Raw genomic sequence first — 16,738 nt, 5'->3', positions numbered from 1 at the left:
GGCTGGGGTCAGCGCACGAGCGCGAGGCCGCCGGTCCAGCCGATCTGCTCGCCCACGGCGAGGGTCAGCTGGAGGAAGCCGATCGACTCGAGCTCGTGGGCGCGGGACAGTGTGCCGGCGTCGACGGCCACGAGCCCGCCCGCGGTGACGGCGGCGATGAGGCCGGCCTTGGCGTCGGCGTCGTCGCCCGCGACGAGCACCGTGGTGGTGGCGTCGCCCTCGCGCCCGCTCACGAGCGTCGCCGCGAAGTTGGTGTTGAAGGCCTTGAGTACCTTCGCCTCGGGGAGCGCGGACTGCAGTTCCGCGGCCGCCGAGCTGCCGGCGGGCACGACGAGGGCGTCGAAGGTCGAGAAATCGAGCGGGTTCGTGATGTCGACGACCGTCTTGCCGGCGAGCTGCGGGCCGTAGGCGGTGGCGATCTGCGCGAGCGCCGGGTAGGGCACAGCGAGCACGACGATGTCGCCGTTCACGGTGGCGCCGGTGTCGGCGCTGCCGATGTGCTGGATGTCGGCGCCGCCGCGGGCGAGCACACCGCTGATGGCCTGGCCCATGTTGCCGTTACCGAAGATCGTGATCGTGGTCATGGCTGTTCTTCTCCTGTCGGACGAATTGCTTGTAGCTTCAAGCATCTGAGGGAGGACAACTCGCTTGTCGCCACAAGTATTCCTAGAATCGGAGAATGAACAGGCCGCGGTTCTACACGGGCGACGAGCAAGACACCTGGGTGCCGTTCGCCGCACTCCTCGAACTGCTCCCACGCGAACTCGACGCCCAGCTCCTGCGTGACGAGGACCTCACGCACTTCGACTACTTCGCGCTGTCGATGCTGTCGAACGCCGACGACCACCGCCTCCAGATGAAGGAGCTCGCGTCGATGACGAATGCGACGCTCCCGCGCCTTTCGCACGTGATCTCGCGGCTCGAGGCGCGCGGCCTCGTGCGACGGGAGCGCAACGCCTCCGACGCACGCGCGACCGACGCCGTCATCACCGCGGACGGCCGCCGCAAGGTGCTCCAGGCGACCCCGGGCCATGTCGAGACCGTGCGCTCCCTGCTGCTCGACGTGATCACGCCCGAGCAGGCGGAGCAGCTGCGGGAGATCACCGCCGCCGTGCTCGCCCGGCTCGACCCCGACGGCCGGATGGCGGCGAGCCGCCCGCGCTGACCCGCCCGCGCTGGGGCGCCGCGCTGGGGCGCCGCGCTGCGCCGGGCCGCCGCCGCGAGCGTTCACATCGCGTGCTCTCACCGAGAGCACGCGTTATTCGCGTTCGGATCTCGTGATCTCGGTGAGAGCACGCGATATGGACGAGGGGAGCGCACAGACGCGCAACTCGAAGACCCCGCGTGCGTCGAGCGTTCACCCGATGCACCCCGGCTGTTCATCGACATCGAGGCGCGCGGCCCCGACGATGGATCGACCGGCACCGGCGCCGACAGTGACCGGCCGGAACGAAGGTTTCCGGCATCCGATCCGTCCGTCGTCCCTCCCCCCGAGAGGTGCCACATGACCCTTCGCGTGCTGTCCCTGTACGAAGGCTTCTTCGCCGGCGGGGCGAGGATCCTTCACTCCGACGTCGTCGCCGGGCTCCACGCCGGTGGCGGCCAGGCCCATGCGGTGCTGTCGCTGTCGGCGCAGGCGCGCCGGGACGCCACCGTCCAGTTCGCCCACGACGACCCTCGCTACCGGCGCCTCGCCGCGGCGGGCGTCGAGATCACTGCGCTGGGCGGCACGGCCGGCGCGGATCCGATGGATCCGTCCTCGTTCCGCGAGCTCGACCTGCACCGCGCCGCCGAGGCGATCTCGCAGGCGGATGTCGTGCTCTCGCTCAAGGAGCAGCCGCTCGGTCTGCTGCTGGCGTTGCGCGCCCACGGGCTGATGCCGTCGGTACCCGTCGCCGCCTGCCTCCACCGCTCGGATCCGACCCACTCCGGACCGGCGCTCGGATGGCTCCGCGAGGCGGCCGAGACCGGGCTCCTCACCGCCACGACCTCATGCGCGCGCTCGACCGACGAGGCCTACGCACAGCACCTGCCGTTCGGCCTCGATCGTCGGGTCGTGCCGAACGGCATCGACATCGACGTGTTCGGTCCGGCCGCCGACGACTTCGAGTGCATCGCGCTGCGCGCAAGCATCGGCATCCCGCTCGATGCTCCCGTGGTACTCCTCGCCGCCCGGTTCGATGCGATGAAGGACCCGGGGCTGTTCCTCCGCGCGGCCGCGCGCCACGCCGCAGCGCGGCCGGATGCGCACTACGTGCTGTGCGGCGCGGGCATGACCCATGACAACGCGGGCTTCGCTTCGCTGATGATGGATGCTGCGGCCCCCGCAGATCGCGTGCACGCCCTGGGCATCCGCGGCGACATGCCGGCGCTGTACCGGATCGCCGACATCGTCGCGCTCACGAGTGCGTTCGGGGAAGCATCGCCGCTGTGCCTGCTCGAGGGGGCGGCGTCGGGCGCGACGCCGGTCACCACCGACGTCGGCGACGCGGCGCAGAGCGTCGAAGGGTTCGGGCTCGTGACACCGCGCGATCCCGACGCCATCGCCGCCGCCTGGGAGGCCGTGCTGCACGATCGGGCGAGCTACCGCGATGCCGCGCTCGCCGCCCGTCCGAGCCTGTCGCGCGGCCGGATGATCGACGAGTACCGCCTGGCGATCGAGAGCCTGGCCGAGCGGCGCCGCCTCGCGGCCTGACGGTCGTGGCGTGCGGGGCGGGGTCGACGTCTGCGCCGCGCTCGGGGCGTTTGGCCTCTGCGTTTCGACTCGCACGCTCGCTCAACGACCGCGTCCCTCGCTCGCTCAACGACCGGGAGGCGGCGCCCGCGACACGGTGAGGCTCGCTCGCTCAACGCCCGGGAAGGAGGCGCTCGGCCAGGACACGCGCCGTCGCACCCGGGTCGGGGCGGTGCATGACCGACTCGGGGACGACGACGAGCTCGGCCCCGTCGATCTCGTCGGCCAGGCGGTCGGCGGCGGTGATCAGCAGCGGAAAGGTCTGGGCTCCGCGCAGCACGGTGACCGGGGCCGAGACCGAGAGCGTCTCTGCGCTCGGCGTCGACGCGACGCGCACGAGGTTGGTGTCGTACACCGTGGACTGCGCGAGCCGGACGAGCGCGGCGAACTGGTCGCTCGCCCGGATCTGCTCGACCATCTCGCGCGGCAGGCCGACGCCCTCGAGCTGGAAGGTCACGATCGCCTCGTCGGCGCGGCCGTCGTCGACGAGGGCCTGCAGGCGCTCGGCGAGGTCGTCGGCCGGCTCGTCGACGCCGAACCGCAGCGGCGGCTCCGACAGGAACAGCGCCTGCACCGGAACCCCGCGGGATGCGGCGAACAGCGCCAGCACCGCGCCCGACGAGTGCCCGAGCACGGCCGCATCGCCCCCGACCCCGTCGATCACCGCGGCCAGGTCTTCGACCTCTTGCTCGGGCGTGGAGTCGCGCGCGTCTCCGCTCGAGCCGCGCGCGCGGCGGTCCCACGTGATCGCCCGGAAGCCGGCATCCGCCAGGGCCGTCGCGAGTCCCGCCGCATCGGCGGCCGTCGACATGGCGCCGTTCACGATCACGACGGTCGGTCCGTCACCGCTCTCGTCGTAGGCGATGGGGGTTCCGTCGGCAGAGGTCACGATCTTCATGGGCGCCAGCCAACCACCGGCGTCCGACATGCGACAGGGGCGCAGCATCCGCCGCCCGTCCGATTCAGCGCGACCGGATCGCGAGGAACCGGATCGGCACCTCGATGAGCTCGACGGGCCCGTGCGCGGCCTCGCCGTCGCGATCTCTCGCAGCATTCCCGCGACGCCACTCTTCTGCTCCGCAGTCACCTTCGGCGGTCGGAGCGTCCGAAAGGCCGCCGAAAGCGACTGCGGAACATCAGCAGAGTCCGGCGCGGGTGCACAGAGTCGGAGGATTTCGGTGACACGCCGGCGACGGATGCCTCGACGCGGCGTGTCGCGCATTCTCTCCGTTTCTGTGCTCGCGTCAGCGGACCGGGGCCGGGCCGGAGGATTCTCGCACCACGACGTGCGGGATGTCGATGGGCACGGGGCGCGCCGGAACCCCCTCGATCTGGCCGATGAGGGAGGCGACCGCTTCGCGGCCGCGCGCGACGTGGTCGACCCGCAGGGTGGTGAGCGGGGGATCGATGTAGGCCGACTCGGGGAGGTCGTCGACGCCCACGACGCTGACGTCGGCGGGAACACGGAGACCGCGTCGCTTGAGGGCGAGGATGGTGCCGATGGCCATCTGATCGTTCGCCACGACGTACGCGGTCGCATCGGGCAGATCCGAGAGGCCGGCGATGGCGTCGTAGCCCGATCGGGCGGACCAGTCGCCGGTGAGCTCACCGGCGTGGACGAGGCCGAGGTCCTCGACCGCCGCGGCGAACGCGCGCGCCCGATTGCGGCCCGCGGACCAGTTCGCCGGGCCGGCCACGTGGGCGAGCCTGCGGTGCCCGAGGTCGCGGAGGTAAGCGATGAGGGCCGGCATGCCGACGCGGGAGACGTCGGTCTTCGCCAGGCGGGTGTCGTCGGCCTCGCTGTGGACGTAGGTGGGCATCGTGAAGTGCGCGGCCTCGAACGCGTGGACCATCTCGTCGGTCGACGCGAGGGCGAGGACCCCGGCGAGGGTGTTCGGCCCGATCAGTGCGAGGGACTTCGCGATCGAGTCGCGGTCGTGGGCGTCGAGCGAGATGACGTCGAGCACGTAGCCCGCCTCGCGTGCTTCCATGGTCGCGCCGTGGGCCGTGAGACTGGGGCCCGTCTCGGACTCGTCGTGGACGAGGGCGCCGATCCGGTGGGACCGCCCGGACTTCAGGCTGCGGGCGGACAGGTTCGGCTGGTAGTCGAGCTCGACGAGTGCTGCCTCGACGCGCGCCTTGGTCTCGGGGCGGATGCCGGGGTAGCCCGTGAGGAAACGGCTGACCGTCTGGTGCGACACGCCGGCCACCTGGGCGACGTCGTAGATCGTCGCGGCGCGCGCCGACGCCGCAGGCGTCGCCAGTTGCGGTTGGGTCTCTTTGCTCACGATTCCCGATTGTCCCTTGACAACTCGATGTTATCGAAAACATACTAGCTCCGCCCTGATGTTTCCGAAAACATCCACCCCGCTCTCGACGACAACGGAGTCCCTGATGCACCTCGACCGATCCGGCATCCTCTTCGGCGCCGCGTACTACGCGGAGTACCACCAGAGCGACCGCGTCGATCAAGACCTCGACCTGATGAAGCAGGCCGGGTTCACGGTCATCCGGGTGGGCGAGTCGGTGTGGTCGACGTGGGAGCCGCGCGACGGCGAGTTCGATCTGGAGTGGCTGCAGCCGGTGCTCGACGGCGCGCACGCCCGTGGCATCGCGGTGGTGCTCGGCACCCCGACGTACGCCGTTCCGCCGTGGCTCCAGACCGCGTACCCCGAGATCGCCGCCGACGTCCGCACCGGCGAGCCGATGCCCTGGGGTGCCCGCCAGGAGGTCGACTACTCGCACCCGGCCTTCCGCTTCCACGCCGAGCGCGTCATCCGCGCCGTCGTCGGCAGGTACGCGTCGCACCCTGCGGTCATCGGCTATCAGGTCGACAACGAGCCCGGCATGGTGCTCTTCCACAACCGCGGCTCGTTCCAGCGGTTCGTGCGGCGGCTCGCGGCCCGGTACGGCGACGTCGAGACGCTCAACCGCGAGTGGGGGCTCACCTACTGGTCGCACCGTCTGTCGGACTTCTCCGACCTGTGGACGCCCGACGGCAACTCGCTGCCGCAGTACGACCTCGCGTGGCGTCGCTACCAGGCCGAGCTCACGACGGAGTTCATCGCCTGGCAGGCCGAGATCGTGCGCGAGTACTCGACCCCCGGGCAGTTCGTGACGACGTGCATCGCGTATCCGCGCCCGGCGCTCGACGACGAGAAGCTCGTCGAGGCGCTCGACGTCACGGCGGGCAACCCGTACTACGCGATGCAGGACCACCTCGACGCGACGAAGGATCTGGCTGCGGTCACGCCGTGGACGACGAGCGGCGTCCCCGCGATGTTCCGCCAGGCCGACCGGCTGTTCTCGTCGAACCAGGCCCGCTTCCTCGTGACCGAGACCGATGCGCAGTCCATCGGCGGGTCTGAGTTCAACCTCCCTCCCTATCCCGGGCAGCTGGCGCAGGCGGCGTTCGCGTTCGTCTCCCGTGGCGCGGCGATGATCGAGTACTGGCACTGGCACACGCTGCCGTACGGCACGGAGACCTACTGGGGAGGCATCCTTCCCCACAGTCTCGAGCCGGGCCGCGTCTACCGTGAGCTCGCGGCCGTCGGTGCGGACTTCGCGGCCATCGGCGACCTCCTCGACGGCTACGAGCCCGATGCCGACGTGGCGATCCTGTGGTCGAACGACTCGCGCTTCGCCCTGGAGTTCTTCCCGACGTTCCCCACTGCGACGGGGCAGCCCGATCGCACGAGCTACACGCGCATCTTCGACGCGTACTACCGCGGTGTCATCGACGGCGGCGCGCAGGCGCGGGTGCTGCATCCCGATCAGGCGCTCGCCTGGGGCGCGAAGGACCTGGCGGCACGGTTCCCCGTGCTCATCGCGGCCGGCTTCTACGTCGCGACCGACTCCCAGCTCGACCTGCTGCGCGAGTACGCCGCCGCGGGCGGCCACCTCATCGTCGGCATCCGCACCGGTTACGGCGACGAGGAGGCACGGGCGCGCGTCAGCGTGGCTCCGGCGCGGCTGACGGATGCTGCGGGCGTGAGCTATGAGGAGTTCTCGAACCTGCGCGACCCGCTGCCGGTCACGTCCGAGCAAGGCCTCGCGCTGACCGACGGCGCTGCGGCGACCCTGTGGGCGGACGGGCTTGTCCCGTCCGATGCCGACACCCTCGTGCGCTACGCGCACCCGCGCTTCGGCGACTTCGCGGCGGTGACGAGCCGGGAGCACGGCGATGGACGCATCACCGTGGTCGGCACCGTCCCCTCGGCCGAACTGGCGGCCGACCTCGTGCGCTGGGCCGCGCCGGCGAACGTCGCCGACGCGATCGCGCCGGAGCGGGCGCTTCCGGTCACGGTGAGCTCGGGCTCGCTCCCGGACGGCCGCCGTGCGTGGTTCGTCTTCAACTGGAGCGGCGAGCCGCAGGCGTTCACGCCCGCCGTCGACCTCGCGGACGCCGTCACGGCGGAGGAGCTCTCCGCCGGCACCGAGATCTCCCTTCCGGCGTGGTCGACACGCTGTCTCGTCGGAAGGTGAGCACCCAAGGGGTCACGCGACCCCACCGAGAAGAAAGAGCAATCATGAAGAAGGCACGCAGAACAGCAGCGACGCTGACCGTCGGCGCGGCCACGGTCGCGGTGCTCCTCACGGGGTGCGCCCCGAGCGGCAACGACGGCGGCGGCGCGCAGGGCCCGATCACGCAGGATCAGATCGACGAGGCGATGAGCACCCCGACGGAGCTCACCTTCTGGACCTGGGTTCCCGACATCCAGAACGAGGTCGATCTCTTCGAGAAGAAGTACCCCGACATCTCGGTGAAGGTCGAGAACGTCGGCCAGGGCCTGCCCCACTACCAGAAGCTCCGCAGCGCGATCGAAGCGGGCGAGGGTGCCCCGGATGTCGCGCAGATCGAGTACCAGTACATCCCGTCGTTCGTGCTTCCCGAGTCGCTCCTCGACCTCACCCCGTACGGCGCGGACGACCTCGCCGACGACTACGTCGGATGGGCGTGGAACCAGGTGTCGCCGGGCGACGAGGTGTGGGCGATCCCGCAGGACGTCGGCCCGATGGGCAACCTGTACCGCGAGGACATCCTCTCGGCGGCGGGCATCACCGAGGCCCCGGCCACGTGGGACGACTACGCGACCGCCGCGAAGGCCGTCAAGGACAGCACGGGCTCGTACATCTCGAATCTCGGCGCAACGCAGGCCGGGCAGATGATCGGGTTCTTCTGGCAGGCGGGCGTCAAGCCGTTCGGCTACGACGGCAAGGAGACCGTGACGATCGACGTCAACAGCGACGAGGCGAAGAAGGTCGCCGACTACTGGACCGGCCTGATCCAGGACGACCTCATCTCGACCGACGTCGACTTCAACGACAACTGGTACCAGGGCCTGGCCAGCGGCAAGTACGCCGGATGGCTGACGGCCGCGTGGGGGCCGATCTTCCTCCAGGGCACCGCCAAGGACACGTCGGGGCTGTGGCGCGCCGCGCCGCTGCCGCAGTGGAACGCCGGCGACGAGGTTTCGGGCAACTGGGGCGGATCGTCGGATGCCGTGCTGGCGTCGAGTGAGAACCCGATCGCCGCGTACGAGCTCGCGAAGTTCATCAACAACGACCAGGAGTCGGCGATGATGCTCGCGACCGAGCAGTTCCTCTACCCGCCGCAGGTGTCGGTGCTCGAGGACCCGGCCTTCGTCGACCAGGAGTCGGAGTTCTACGGCGGCCAGCAGGTCAACAAGCTGTTCGCGGAGATCTCCACGACCGTCGACACCGACTTCCAGTGGCTCCCCTTCATGGACTACGTGTACTCCACCTATGAAGAGACCATGGGCACGGTGATCGCGGCCAAGGGCGACATCAGCGGCGCCCTCGACGCCTGGCAGGACCAGCTCGTCTCGTACGCAGAGGACCAGGGCTTCACCGTCAAGTGAGCCCGAAGGGTGCCCGCCTGCCCTGCGCGGGCACCCTTCGCCTCGGCCGATCGCACCGCAGCCGTGACGCGATCGGGCGGTCCGCAGCATCCATTCGAAAGGAGACCCCCGTGGCGAACGCAACAGCATTGCCGGCCGCGCGTCCCGCAGCGTCCGCGAAGAAGCGGCGCACCAGCCCCACCAAGCGCAAGCAGTACCGCGCCGCCTACCTGTTCCTGCTGCCCTTCTTGATCGTGTTCATCACGATGCTCGTCGTCCCGCTCGTCTACGCGGGGTACCTGAGCCTGTTCGAGAGCAAGCTCATCGGCGGCGAGGTGTTCGCGGGCCTGAACAACTACGTCCGTGCGCTGACCGACCCGCAGTTCTGGGGCGGCCTCGGCAGGGTGGCGCTGTTCTTCGTCGTGCAGGTGCCGATCATGCTCGGCCTCGCACTGTTCTTCGCGCTCGCGCTCGACACGTTCCTGGCGCGGGGGTCGAAGAGCATCCGCCTCTTGATCTTCATGCCGTACGCCGTTCCGGCGGTCGTGGCGACGCTGATGTGGGGCTACCTGTACGGACCCGACTTCGGTCCGATCGCCCAGATGGCGCGGGCGCTCGGATTCGGAACCCCCGACTTCCTGTCGGCCGAGAACATCCTCGGCTCGATGATGAACATCGTCACGTGGGAGTTCGTGGGCTACAACATGATCATCATGTACGCGGCCCTGCGTGCGATCCCGGGGGAGCTCTATGAAGCGGCCGAGATCGACGGGGCGGGCCAGTTCCGGCTGGCGTGGAGCATCAAGATCCCCGCCATCCGTCCCGCGATCCTGCTGACCGTGATCTTCTCGGTGATCGGGTCGTTCCAGCTGTTCGCCGAGCCGAGTCTGCTCAACGTCATCGCCCCCGACGCGATCACCATGGGCTTCACGCCGAACTACTACGCCTTCAACGTCGCCTTCATCAACCAGGAGCTGAACTACGGTGCGGCCCTCGCGTTCCTGCTCGGAATCGTGATCGCGATCATCTCGTACTTCGTGCAGCTCGGATCCGAGCGGTCCGCGCGCCGTGAGCGGAAGGGGCTCGCATGACCTCCACCGAGACCCGCACGCTGCTGACCGGGGAGCGGCTCGACAATGCGAAGGCATCGTACTCCCGCACCCGCCGGCGCAGCTGGCTGCTGACGGTCCTGCTGTGGCTGTGCGTGCTGTACTTCGTGCTGCCGCTGTGGTGGCTGCTCGTGTCGTCGACGAAAGACAACTCCGCGCTGTTCTCCACCTTCGGGCTGTGGTTCGGCGGCGAGCTCTCGCTGTGGGACAACCTGCAGACGCTGTTCACGATCCGCGGCGGACTGTTCACCCGGTGGCTCATCAACACGGTGGTGTACTCCGTGACCGCGGCGGTCGGCGCCACGCTGCTGTCGGCGATGGCGGGCTACGCCTTCGCGAAGTACGAGTTCCCCGGCAAGAAGGTGCTCTTCAGCGCGACCCTCGGCGCGATCATGATCCCGCTGACGGCTCTCGCCCTGCCGACGTACCTGCTGTTCGCGCGAGCCGGGCTGACCGACACCCCGTGGGCCATCATCATCCCTTCGCTCGTCAGTCCGTTCGGGGTGTACCTGATGCGGGTGTACGCGGCCGACGCGATCCCCGACACGCTCATCGAGTCGGCGCGCGTCGACGGGGCGGGCGAGTTCCGCACGTTCTGGCAGGTCGGCTTCCGGCTGCTCGGGCCGGGGCTCGTGACGGTGTTCCTCTTCTCGCTCGTCGCGACGTGGAACAACTACTTCCTGCCCCTGGTCATGCTGAACTCGTCCGAGCTGTATCCGATCACCGTCGGCCTCGCCCAGCTCCAGGCGGCGGCGTCCGCGGGCGGCGGCACGCAGGCGCTGTTCTCGACCGTGATCACCGGCTCGTTCGTGTCGATCCTGCCGCTGATCATCGCGTTCCTGTTCCTGCAGCGGTACTGGCAGTCGGGCCTCGCCACGGGAAGCGTGAAGGGCTGATCGCGCGCGGATGACGGATGCTGCGCCGCAACGCCGTGCGGGAGGCTGGATGCGCCGGCCTCCCGCACCCCTCGCCCCGATCGCACGACCCTCGGGGCCGGTCTTCCCGCCCGCGCAGACGCACACGGCCGCGCTCCGCCCGTAGGGTGGGCACATGAGGCAACCGTCGTATGCGAAGGGCATGGCGCGGCGCGACGAGATGCTCGCGGCGGCGATGCACGCCATCGCGGGGGCAGGTTTCCGGCGGCTCAGCCTGCGCGAGATCGCGCGCGAGAGCGGCGTCGAGGCCGCGCACCTCGTCTACTACTTCGGCTCGCGCGACGGACTGCTCCAGGCCGTCATCGAGAGATGGGATGCCGACACCCAGGCTGCGCGCGCCGTCGAGGCCGTGCCCGACCGGCCCCTCGACTTCCTCGTCGAGCATGTGCGTCTCAATCTGTATGTGCCCGGGTTCGTGCACCTGCTGCACTCGTTCGCCGCCGAGGCCGTCGCGCCCGACCACGAGGCGCACGCGTTCTTCCGCGAGCGCTACGAGCGCGTCGCGCAGCAGATCGCGGAGGGGATCACCGCGGAGCAGGATGCCGGCTTCATCCCGCCCGACCTCGATCCGGCGGACGAGGCGCAGCGGCTCATCGCCGTGTCGGACGGCGTGCAGCTGCAGGCGCTCCTCGACGAGCGGATCGATGCCGTCGCCCTGCTCGCGGGCGCCGTCGAGGCGCTGCGGTCGCTGGCCGACGACCCGGCCGTGCGGTTGAGCGACGAGTCCGTGCCGCAGCTGGCCTCGCTCCGCAAGGGCATCGCCGCGTCCGCCTGACCCCCCGAACCGTGTGCGGAGAACCGCGGAGTCGAGAAGGCACACGACGGCCCCGGCGCGATCTCGCGCCGGGGCCGTCGTGCCGCTGATCAGTTCGCAGGGGAGAACCCGAACAGCGACGGGTAGGAGTTGGTCGGCCACATCGCCACGGCCGTGCCGGTGTCGTGCGCGAAGCTGCCCTGCTTGCGGTACCAGGGCGCGAACCACGCCTGATCCGTGATGTAGGCGTTGAGGTCCTTCGTGGCCTGTTCCGCCTCCTCCGGCGTGCCCAGCTGGATGGTCGAGATGTAGTCGTCGACCTGCGGGTCCTGGGAGTGGAAGGGGTTGAAGGTCGCCTCGGGGGCGATCATGAAGTTGATCAGCTGCCAGTCGGGGTTCTGCTCGAGTGACATCCAGGTGGCGGGGTATTTCGGGGCGAGCATGTCGGTGATGAAGTTGCCTGTGCCGGGATCGGTGTAGTCGACGGTGATCCCGATGTCGGCCAGCTGCTGTGCGACGAGGTCGAAGGTCGTCTGGAACGCCGGAGTCGACATCATGGCGAGGGTGAAGCCGTCGGGGTAGCCCGCTTCGGCCAGGAGCTTCTTGGCGCCTTCGGGGTCGTACTCGTAGGTGCTGTCGAGGGCCTCGTCGTAGCCGACGGATGTCGTCGGGAAGACCTGCTGCGTGAGGGTTCCGTAGCCGGCCTGCAGGACGTCCAGCAGCGCCTCGCGGTCGAAGGCCATGTTGATGGCCTGCCGCACCCTCACGTCGGCGAGCTCCGGTGCCATCGCCCCGGACCGATCGAGCAGGATGAGGCCGTGGAAGTCGAGTTCGTTGGACGCGACCTCCCAGCCCGACGCCGACACCTCGTCGATCGCGTCGTTGTTGACCAGCGGCAGCCCGTTGGCTTCGCCGGCCTTCATCGCGTTGAGGGCGGCGGTCGGGTCGTCGATGACGTTGATCGTCAGGCTGTCGTAGTGGACGGCGTCGGGGTTCCAGTAGTCCGGATTCGCCGTGTAGACGTAGGTCGTTCCCGTGACCGACGCCGCGCTGTCGAGCACGTACGGGCCCGAGCCGACGGGGGAGGTCGCCGACGACGGGTCGTCGAAACTGGACGGGGCTTGGATCAGGCCGGGGGCGATCGACAGCAGATTGATGAGGGAGGGGTCGGGTGCGGGCTGGGTGATGGTGACCGTCGTCGCGTCGACGGCCTCGAACTCCTTGCCGGCGAAGGTCGCCGCCTGCGGTGCCGTCCCGTCACGGAAGCGCTCGAGGCTGGCAGCCACGGCCGCGGCATCCAGTGCGGTGCCGTCGCTGAACACGACGTCGTCGCGCAGGGTGAGCGTGAGCACCGTGCTGTCGTCGTTGTACTCCCAGTCCGTCGCCAGCCAGGGAATGATCTCTCCGGCGGCGTCCTTCTGCAGCAGCGTGTCGTACACCGCCTGGAAGAACACGCTCCGGTTGCCGTACTCGGCGCCCTGGCCGACGTCGTAGCTCGTGGGCGACGCGATCGCGATCAGCGTGAGTCTTTCCGCGCGCCCTGAGTCGCTCGTGCCCCCGCCGTCGCCATCTCCGCCGGCGCAGCCGGCGAGGGTGAGCGAAGCGACGATCGCGAGGGCTGCTGTGGCCTTCCAACGGAACATCCTTGGTCCCTTCTCGTGGAGGTGATCCGTCATTGGACCGCCATCGCCGGAGAAGCTATCAGCTTGTTTTGAACATTGTCAAAGATTAGTTCTCCGATTGCTGAGAAATCTTTTACGATGCTAAAGTCATCGCGTCGCCGATGACCGAAGGAGTGTCGATGCTGCCCAGATCCCTGCCTGAACCGGAGCTGTTCCTTCCCGAGAGGGGCGAACCCGCGCTGCGCTGGGGTGTCCTCGGAGCCGGCTGGATCGCGGGGTTCTTCGTCGCCGCCGTGCAGAAGCACACCGCGCAGAAGGTGGTCGCCGTCGCCGCGCGTGCCCAGGCCAAGGCCGAGGGCTTCGCCCAGGCGCACAGCATCCCGACCGCTCATTCGAGCGTCGACGCGCTGCTCGACGATCCGGGCGTCGACGTGATCTACGTCGCGGCACCGCAGAGCGAGCACCTGTCGCTCGGACTGCGCGCGATCGCCGCCGGCAAGCACGTGCTCATGGAGAAGCCGCTCGCCACAAGCGCCGCCGACGCGCAGCAGCTGGTCGACGCGGCGCGTGCCGCCGGCGTCTTCCTCATGGAGGCGATGTGGACGCGGTATCTGCCGCAGACGCGGATGATCCGTCGCGTGATCGACGAGGGGATCCTCGGCGACGTCCGCAGTGTCATCGCCGACCACGGCCAGCCGCTCGCCGACGACCCGGGTCACCGGCTGCTCCGGCCGGGCACGGGGGGCGGAGCACTGCTGGATCTCGGCATCTATCCGATCCAGCTCGACTCGATGGTGCTGGGCGCGCCGACGTCGATCACGGCCGTCGGCTCGCTGACCCTGTCAGGGGTGGACGCGACCTCGACGGTGGTGCTCGGGCACGGCGAGGAGCAGTCCACGCTGATGACCTCGATCCTCACGCGCACGCCGACCGTCGCATCGATCTGCGGCACGACCGCGCGGATCGACATCGAAGGGCCGTTCCACATCCCGACCGCGATCACCCTGCGCTCGCACGATCTCTTCGAAGAGCCCGTCGTCTGGCGTGACCCGACCGGGGTGGGGCTCATGGACGGGCTGGCCTGGGAGGCGACCGCCCTGGCCCGCTACGTCGGGGAAGGCCGCGCCGAGTCCCCGCTGCACACGCACGCCGAGACCGTGTCGATCCTCGCGACGATCGACGAAGCGCGCCGGCAGCTGGGCGCGCGCTGATGGGCTGGGCACGCACGCTCGCCGACGGGCAGGTCGCCCGCGTCCACGTGTACGACCTCGCGACGGGGGAGAGCACGGTGGTCCACGTCGACCGCGAGGTTCTCGTCGAGGCGCCGAACTGGACGGCCGGCGGCGACCTGATCCTCAACGGCGACGGGATCCTCTGGCGCATGCCCGCCGACGGCTCTGCACCGCCGGCTCCGGTGCCGATCGAGAAGCTGCCGGAGCTCAACAACGACCATGTGCTCGCACCTGACGGCGACACGATCTATGTGTCGGCGAACGACGGCCACCTCTATGCGGCGTCCCTCACGACCGGTGCGGTGCGGAAGGTGACGCCGGACGGCAGTCCGCACTGGCACTTCCTCCACGGGGTCAGCCCCGACGGCGAGCAGCTGGCATACGTGGCGCTGAACCCCGCGAACGGCTGGGACAGCGGCACCATCCGCGTGATCGATGCATCCGGGTCGTGGGATGCGGCGCTCACCGAAGGTCGCGGGCCCGACGACGGCTCGGAGTATGCGCCCGACGGCGAGTGGGTCTTCTTCAACACCGAGCGGTTCACCGAAGCCCCCGGGCACGCGCAGATCGCCCGCATCCGTCCGGATGGCACTGGGCTCGAGCAGCTGACCTTCGACGAACGGGTCAACTGGTTCCCGCACATCGATCCCACGGGCACCCGAGCGGTGTTCCTCAGCTTCCCCGTCGGCACGGAGGGCCACCCCGCCGACCTGCCCGTACAGCTGCGGGTGGTCGATGACATCTCGCAGACGGATGCGTGGACCCGGGGTCGCGTCGCCGTCGAGCTGTTCGGAGGCCAGGGAACCATCAACGTCAACAGCTGGTCACCCGACGGCACCCGCTTCGCTTACGTGGACTACCCGATCGCCAGCGCCGGCGACGGCGAGAAGGAGGAGTGATGGAACAGGATCTCGTCGCAGCGCTGGAAGCGGGGGAGGCCGAGCTCACCTGGGATCGGTTCGGCACGGAAGAAGCGTGGCGGCTGGGCAGCGCGGTGCGCGCGCTCGCGGAGGAACGCGGGCACGGGGTCGCCATCGACATCCGCCGCGTCAACGGGATGATCCTGTTCCGCAGCGCGCTGCCCGGCGTCACGGTGGATCAGGAGGACTGGATCCGGCGCAAGAGCGCGGTGGTGTTCCGGTTCGAGACGAGCTCGGCGCTGTTCGCCGCGCGGATGGCGGCCGCGGGCTACGACCCCACCGCCGTCGGGTGGCTGGCAGCCGGCGACTACGCGGTGACCGGCGGCTCGGTGCCCATCCGGGTTCGCGGAGCCGGCGTCGTCGCCGCGCTGACGCTGTCGGGGCTGTCGTCCGAGGAGGACCACGCGCTCGCCGTGGAGGGGATCCGCGCGACGCTCACGACGTGACGCGCACCCGCGCGGCGCGCGGGTGCGGCGCCGTCGGGGACCTCACGCGGCCGGCGCGCTCGTCGAGCCGCGAACGATCAGCTGCGAGTTGAGCACCGCGGCCTCCTCGGGTGGGGTGCCGGCCATCGCCTGCAGCAGGAGGTCGACGGCGAGGGCCCCGCTTCTGCCGATCGGCATCCGCACCGTCGTCAGACCCGGCGTCACGGCTCCCGCCATCTCGATGTCGTCGATGCCGACGATGCTGATGTCTTCGGGGCACGAGCGGCCGAGGTCCGACATGCCGGCTTCGACACCGAGCGCCACGAGGTCGTTGTATGCGATCACGGCTGTCGCGCCGCTCGCGGCCGCGGGCGCCGCCGCGGCGCGTCCGCCCTGGATGGACGCGGCGTGGTGGCTGAGCCGCGTGAGACGGATGCCGAAGCTCTCGCACGCGCGCGCGACCGTGTCGGATCGCCGGCTGTCGGCCCACGATCCGAGAGGCCCGGCGGCATAGGCGATGTGCCGGTGGCCGAGCGCCGCCAGGTGCTCGACCGCCTGCCGAGGTCCGTGCTCGGCGTCCATCAGCACGCACGGAGCACCCGCGAGGAGCCGGTTGATCACGACGTACGGCGTCTCGCCGACGAGGGCCAGCACGTCTTCGTCGGGCAGGCGAGGAGAGCACAGCAGCATGCCGTCGAGCTTGCGCGCGCGCTCGATCTGCTCGCGCTCGCGCCGCAGGTCCTCATCCGCGTCGAACAGCACGATCCGATGGCGGCCGTGCCAGGCCTGACCCTCGATCGCCTTGAGAAGTGTGGCGTACACGGGGTTCGCCACATCGGGGACGATGACGCCGATCGTGCGCGTGGTCGTCGCGGCCTGCGGAGTCGCGTACCCGAGGTCGCTCGCGGCGCGGAGCACGCGATCCCGCGTCGCGACCGCGAGGCGGTCGGGCTCCCCGAATGCGCGCGAGGCCGTCGCGACAGAAACGCCCGCGCGCCGAGCCACGTCGGTCAATGTCGCCGTCATCCCGCGTTCCGATCTCGAGCCCAGCCAGCGTTCCCATCATGGCTCATGCCGATGTGATGCAACGCCTTGACAAACATTGTACAAACCCTGCACACTCTTTTCCATGACGATCACCGAGGA

The 16,738-nt window shown here is 69.8% G+C and carries 15 protein-coding genes; 10 read left to right on the top strand and 5 right to left on the bottom strand.

The window, feature by feature from the left end; all coding sequences use genetic code 11:
- Positions 1-8 precede the first annotated feature (8 nt).
- A complete protein-coding gene (locus Q9R33_RS02785) occupies positions 9-584 on the bottom strand; it encodes an NADPH-dependent F420 reductase (RefSeq protein WP_311292799.1) in 576 nt (191 codons plus the stop codon).
- Between the two features lie 95 nt (positions 585-679).
- On the opposite strand from Q9R33_RS02785, the gene Q9R33_RS02780 reads away from it, so the two are divergent.
- Together Q9R33_RS02780 and Q9R33_RS02775 are read left to right on the top strand one after the other, a co-directional pair.
- Positions 680-1,165, top strand: coding sequence for a MarR family transcriptional regulator (locus tag Q9R33_RS02780; RefSeq protein WP_311292798.1), 486 nt, complete (start codon positions 680-682; stop codon positions 1,163-1,165).
- 339 nt (positions 1,166-1,504) lie between these two features.
- Positions 1,505-2,695 carry a glycosyltransferase gene (locus Q9R33_RS02775; RefSeq protein WP_311292797.1) on the top strand — a complete coding sequence of 397 codons (1,191 nt, stop codon included), beginning with the start codon at positions 1,505-1,507 and terminating at the stop codon, positions 2,693-2,695.
- Between the two features lie 151 nt (positions 2,696-2,846).
- On the opposite strand, the gene Q9R33_RS02770 is transcribed toward Q9R33_RS02775, so the two are convergent.
- Together Q9R33_RS02770 and Q9R33_RS02765 are read right to left on the bottom strand one after the other, a co-directional pair.
- Positions 2,847-3,632 carry an alpha/beta hydrolase gene (locus tag Q9R33_RS02770; RefSeq protein ID WP_311292796.1) on the bottom strand — a complete coding sequence of 262 codons (786 nt, stop codon included), beginning with the start codon at positions 3,630-3,632 and terminating at the stop codon, positions 2,847-2,849.
- Positions 3,633-3,978: 346 nt separating this feature from the next.
- Positions 3,979-5,022: a LacI family DNA-binding transcriptional regulator gene (locus Q9R33_RS02765; protein ID WP_311292795.1), complete on the bottom strand. Its 1,044-nt coding sequence runs from the start codon at positions 5,020-5,022 to the stop codon at positions 3,979-3,981.
- Positions 5,023-5,128: 106 nt separating this feature from the next.
- Here Q9R33_RS02765 and Q9R33_RS02760 point away from each other — a divergent pair, with 106 nt between their 5' ends.
- From Q9R33_RS02760 to Q9R33_RS02740, 5 genes are all read left to right on the top strand, one after another.
- The gene (locus Q9R33_RS02760; RefSeq protein ID WP_311292794.1) at positions 5,129-7,219 is read left to right on the top strand and encodes a beta-galactosidase; all 2,091 of its coding nucleotides are present in this window, start codon (positions 5,129-5,131) and stop codon (positions 7,217-7,219) included.
- A 44-nt stretch (positions 7,220-7,263) separates the two neighbouring features.
- Positions 7,264-8,616 carry an extracellular solute-binding protein gene (locus tag Q9R33_RS02755; RefSeq protein ID WP_311292793.1) on the top strand — a complete coding sequence of 451 codons (1,353 nt, stop codon included), beginning with the start codon at positions 7,264-7,266 and terminating at the stop codon, positions 8,614-8,616.
- 110 nt (positions 8,617-8,726) lie between these two features.
- Positions 8,727-9,686, top strand: coding sequence for a sugar ABC transporter permease (locus Q9R33_RS02750; RefSeq protein WP_311292792.1), 960 nt, complete (start codon positions 8,727-8,729; stop codon positions 9,684-9,686).
- On the top strand, positions 9,683-10,600 hold the full coding sequence (locus Q9R33_RS02745) for a carbohydrate ABC transporter permease (protein WP_310248957.1): 918 nt from the start codon (positions 9,683-9,685) through the stop codon (positions 10,598-10,600). The genes Q9R33_RS02750 and Q9R33_RS02745 overlap by 4 nt, the downstream gene beginning before the upstream one ends.
- Before the next feature lie 154 nt (positions 10,601-10,754).
- The gene (locus Q9R33_RS02740) at positions 10,755-11,414 is read left to right on the top strand and encodes a TetR/AcrR family transcriptional regulator (RefSeq protein ID WP_310248959.1); all 660 of its coding nucleotides are present in this window, start codon (positions 10,755-10,757) and stop codon (positions 11,412-11,414) included.
- Positions 11,415-11,503: 89 nt separating this feature from the next.
- Here the strand turns inward: Q9R33_RS02740 and Q9R33_RS02735 are convergent, their stop codons facing one another.
- A complete protein-coding gene (locus Q9R33_RS02735; protein ID WP_311292790.1) occupies positions 11,504-13,036 on the bottom strand; it encodes an ABC transporter substrate-binding protein in 1,533 nt (510 codons plus the stop codon).
- Between the two features lie 158 nt (positions 13,037-13,194).
- Here Q9R33_RS02735 and Q9R33_RS02730 point away from each other — a divergent pair, with 158 nt between their 5' ends.
- Genes Q9R33_RS02730 through Q9R33_RS02720 form a run of 3 tightly spaced genes read left to right on the top strand, consistent with a single transcriptional unit; the run spans position 13,195 to position 15,613 of the window.
- Positions 13,195-14,226, top strand: a complete 1,032-nt coding sequence (locus tag Q9R33_RS02730) for a Gfo/Idh/MocA family oxidoreductase (protein ID WP_311292789.1) — start codon at positions 13,195-13,197, stop codon at positions 14,224-14,226.
- Positions 14,226-15,146, top strand: a complete 921-nt coding sequence (locus Q9R33_RS02725) for a biopolymer transporter Tol (RefSeq protein WP_311292788.1) — start codon at positions 14,226-14,228, stop codon at positions 15,144-15,146. The genes Q9R33_RS02730 and Q9R33_RS02725 overlap by 1 nt, the downstream gene beginning before the upstream one ends.
- Positions 15,146-15,613, top strand: a complete 468-nt coding sequence (locus Q9R33_RS02720) for a heme-binding protein (protein ID WP_311292787.1) — start codon at positions 15,146-15,148, stop codon at positions 15,611-15,613. The genes Q9R33_RS02725 and Q9R33_RS02720 overlap by 1 nt, the downstream gene beginning before the upstream one ends.
- 42 nt (positions 15,614-15,655) lie before the next feature.
- On the opposite strand, the gene Q9R33_RS02715 is transcribed toward Q9R33_RS02720, so the two are convergent.
- Entirely contained in the window at positions 15,656-16,618 is a 963-nt protein-coding gene (locus Q9R33_RS02715) for a LacI family DNA-binding transcriptional regulator (protein ID WP_311292786.1), read from the bottom strand.
- Positions 16,619-16,738 lie beyond the last annotated feature (120 nt).

This window comes from Microbacterium sp. PRC9 (assembly GCF_031844125.1).
Lineage (GTDB): Bacteria > Actinomycetota > Actinomycetes > Actinomycetales > Microbacteriaceae > Microbacterium.
This window is presented reverse-complemented; position numbering and strand designations above follow the sequence as displayed.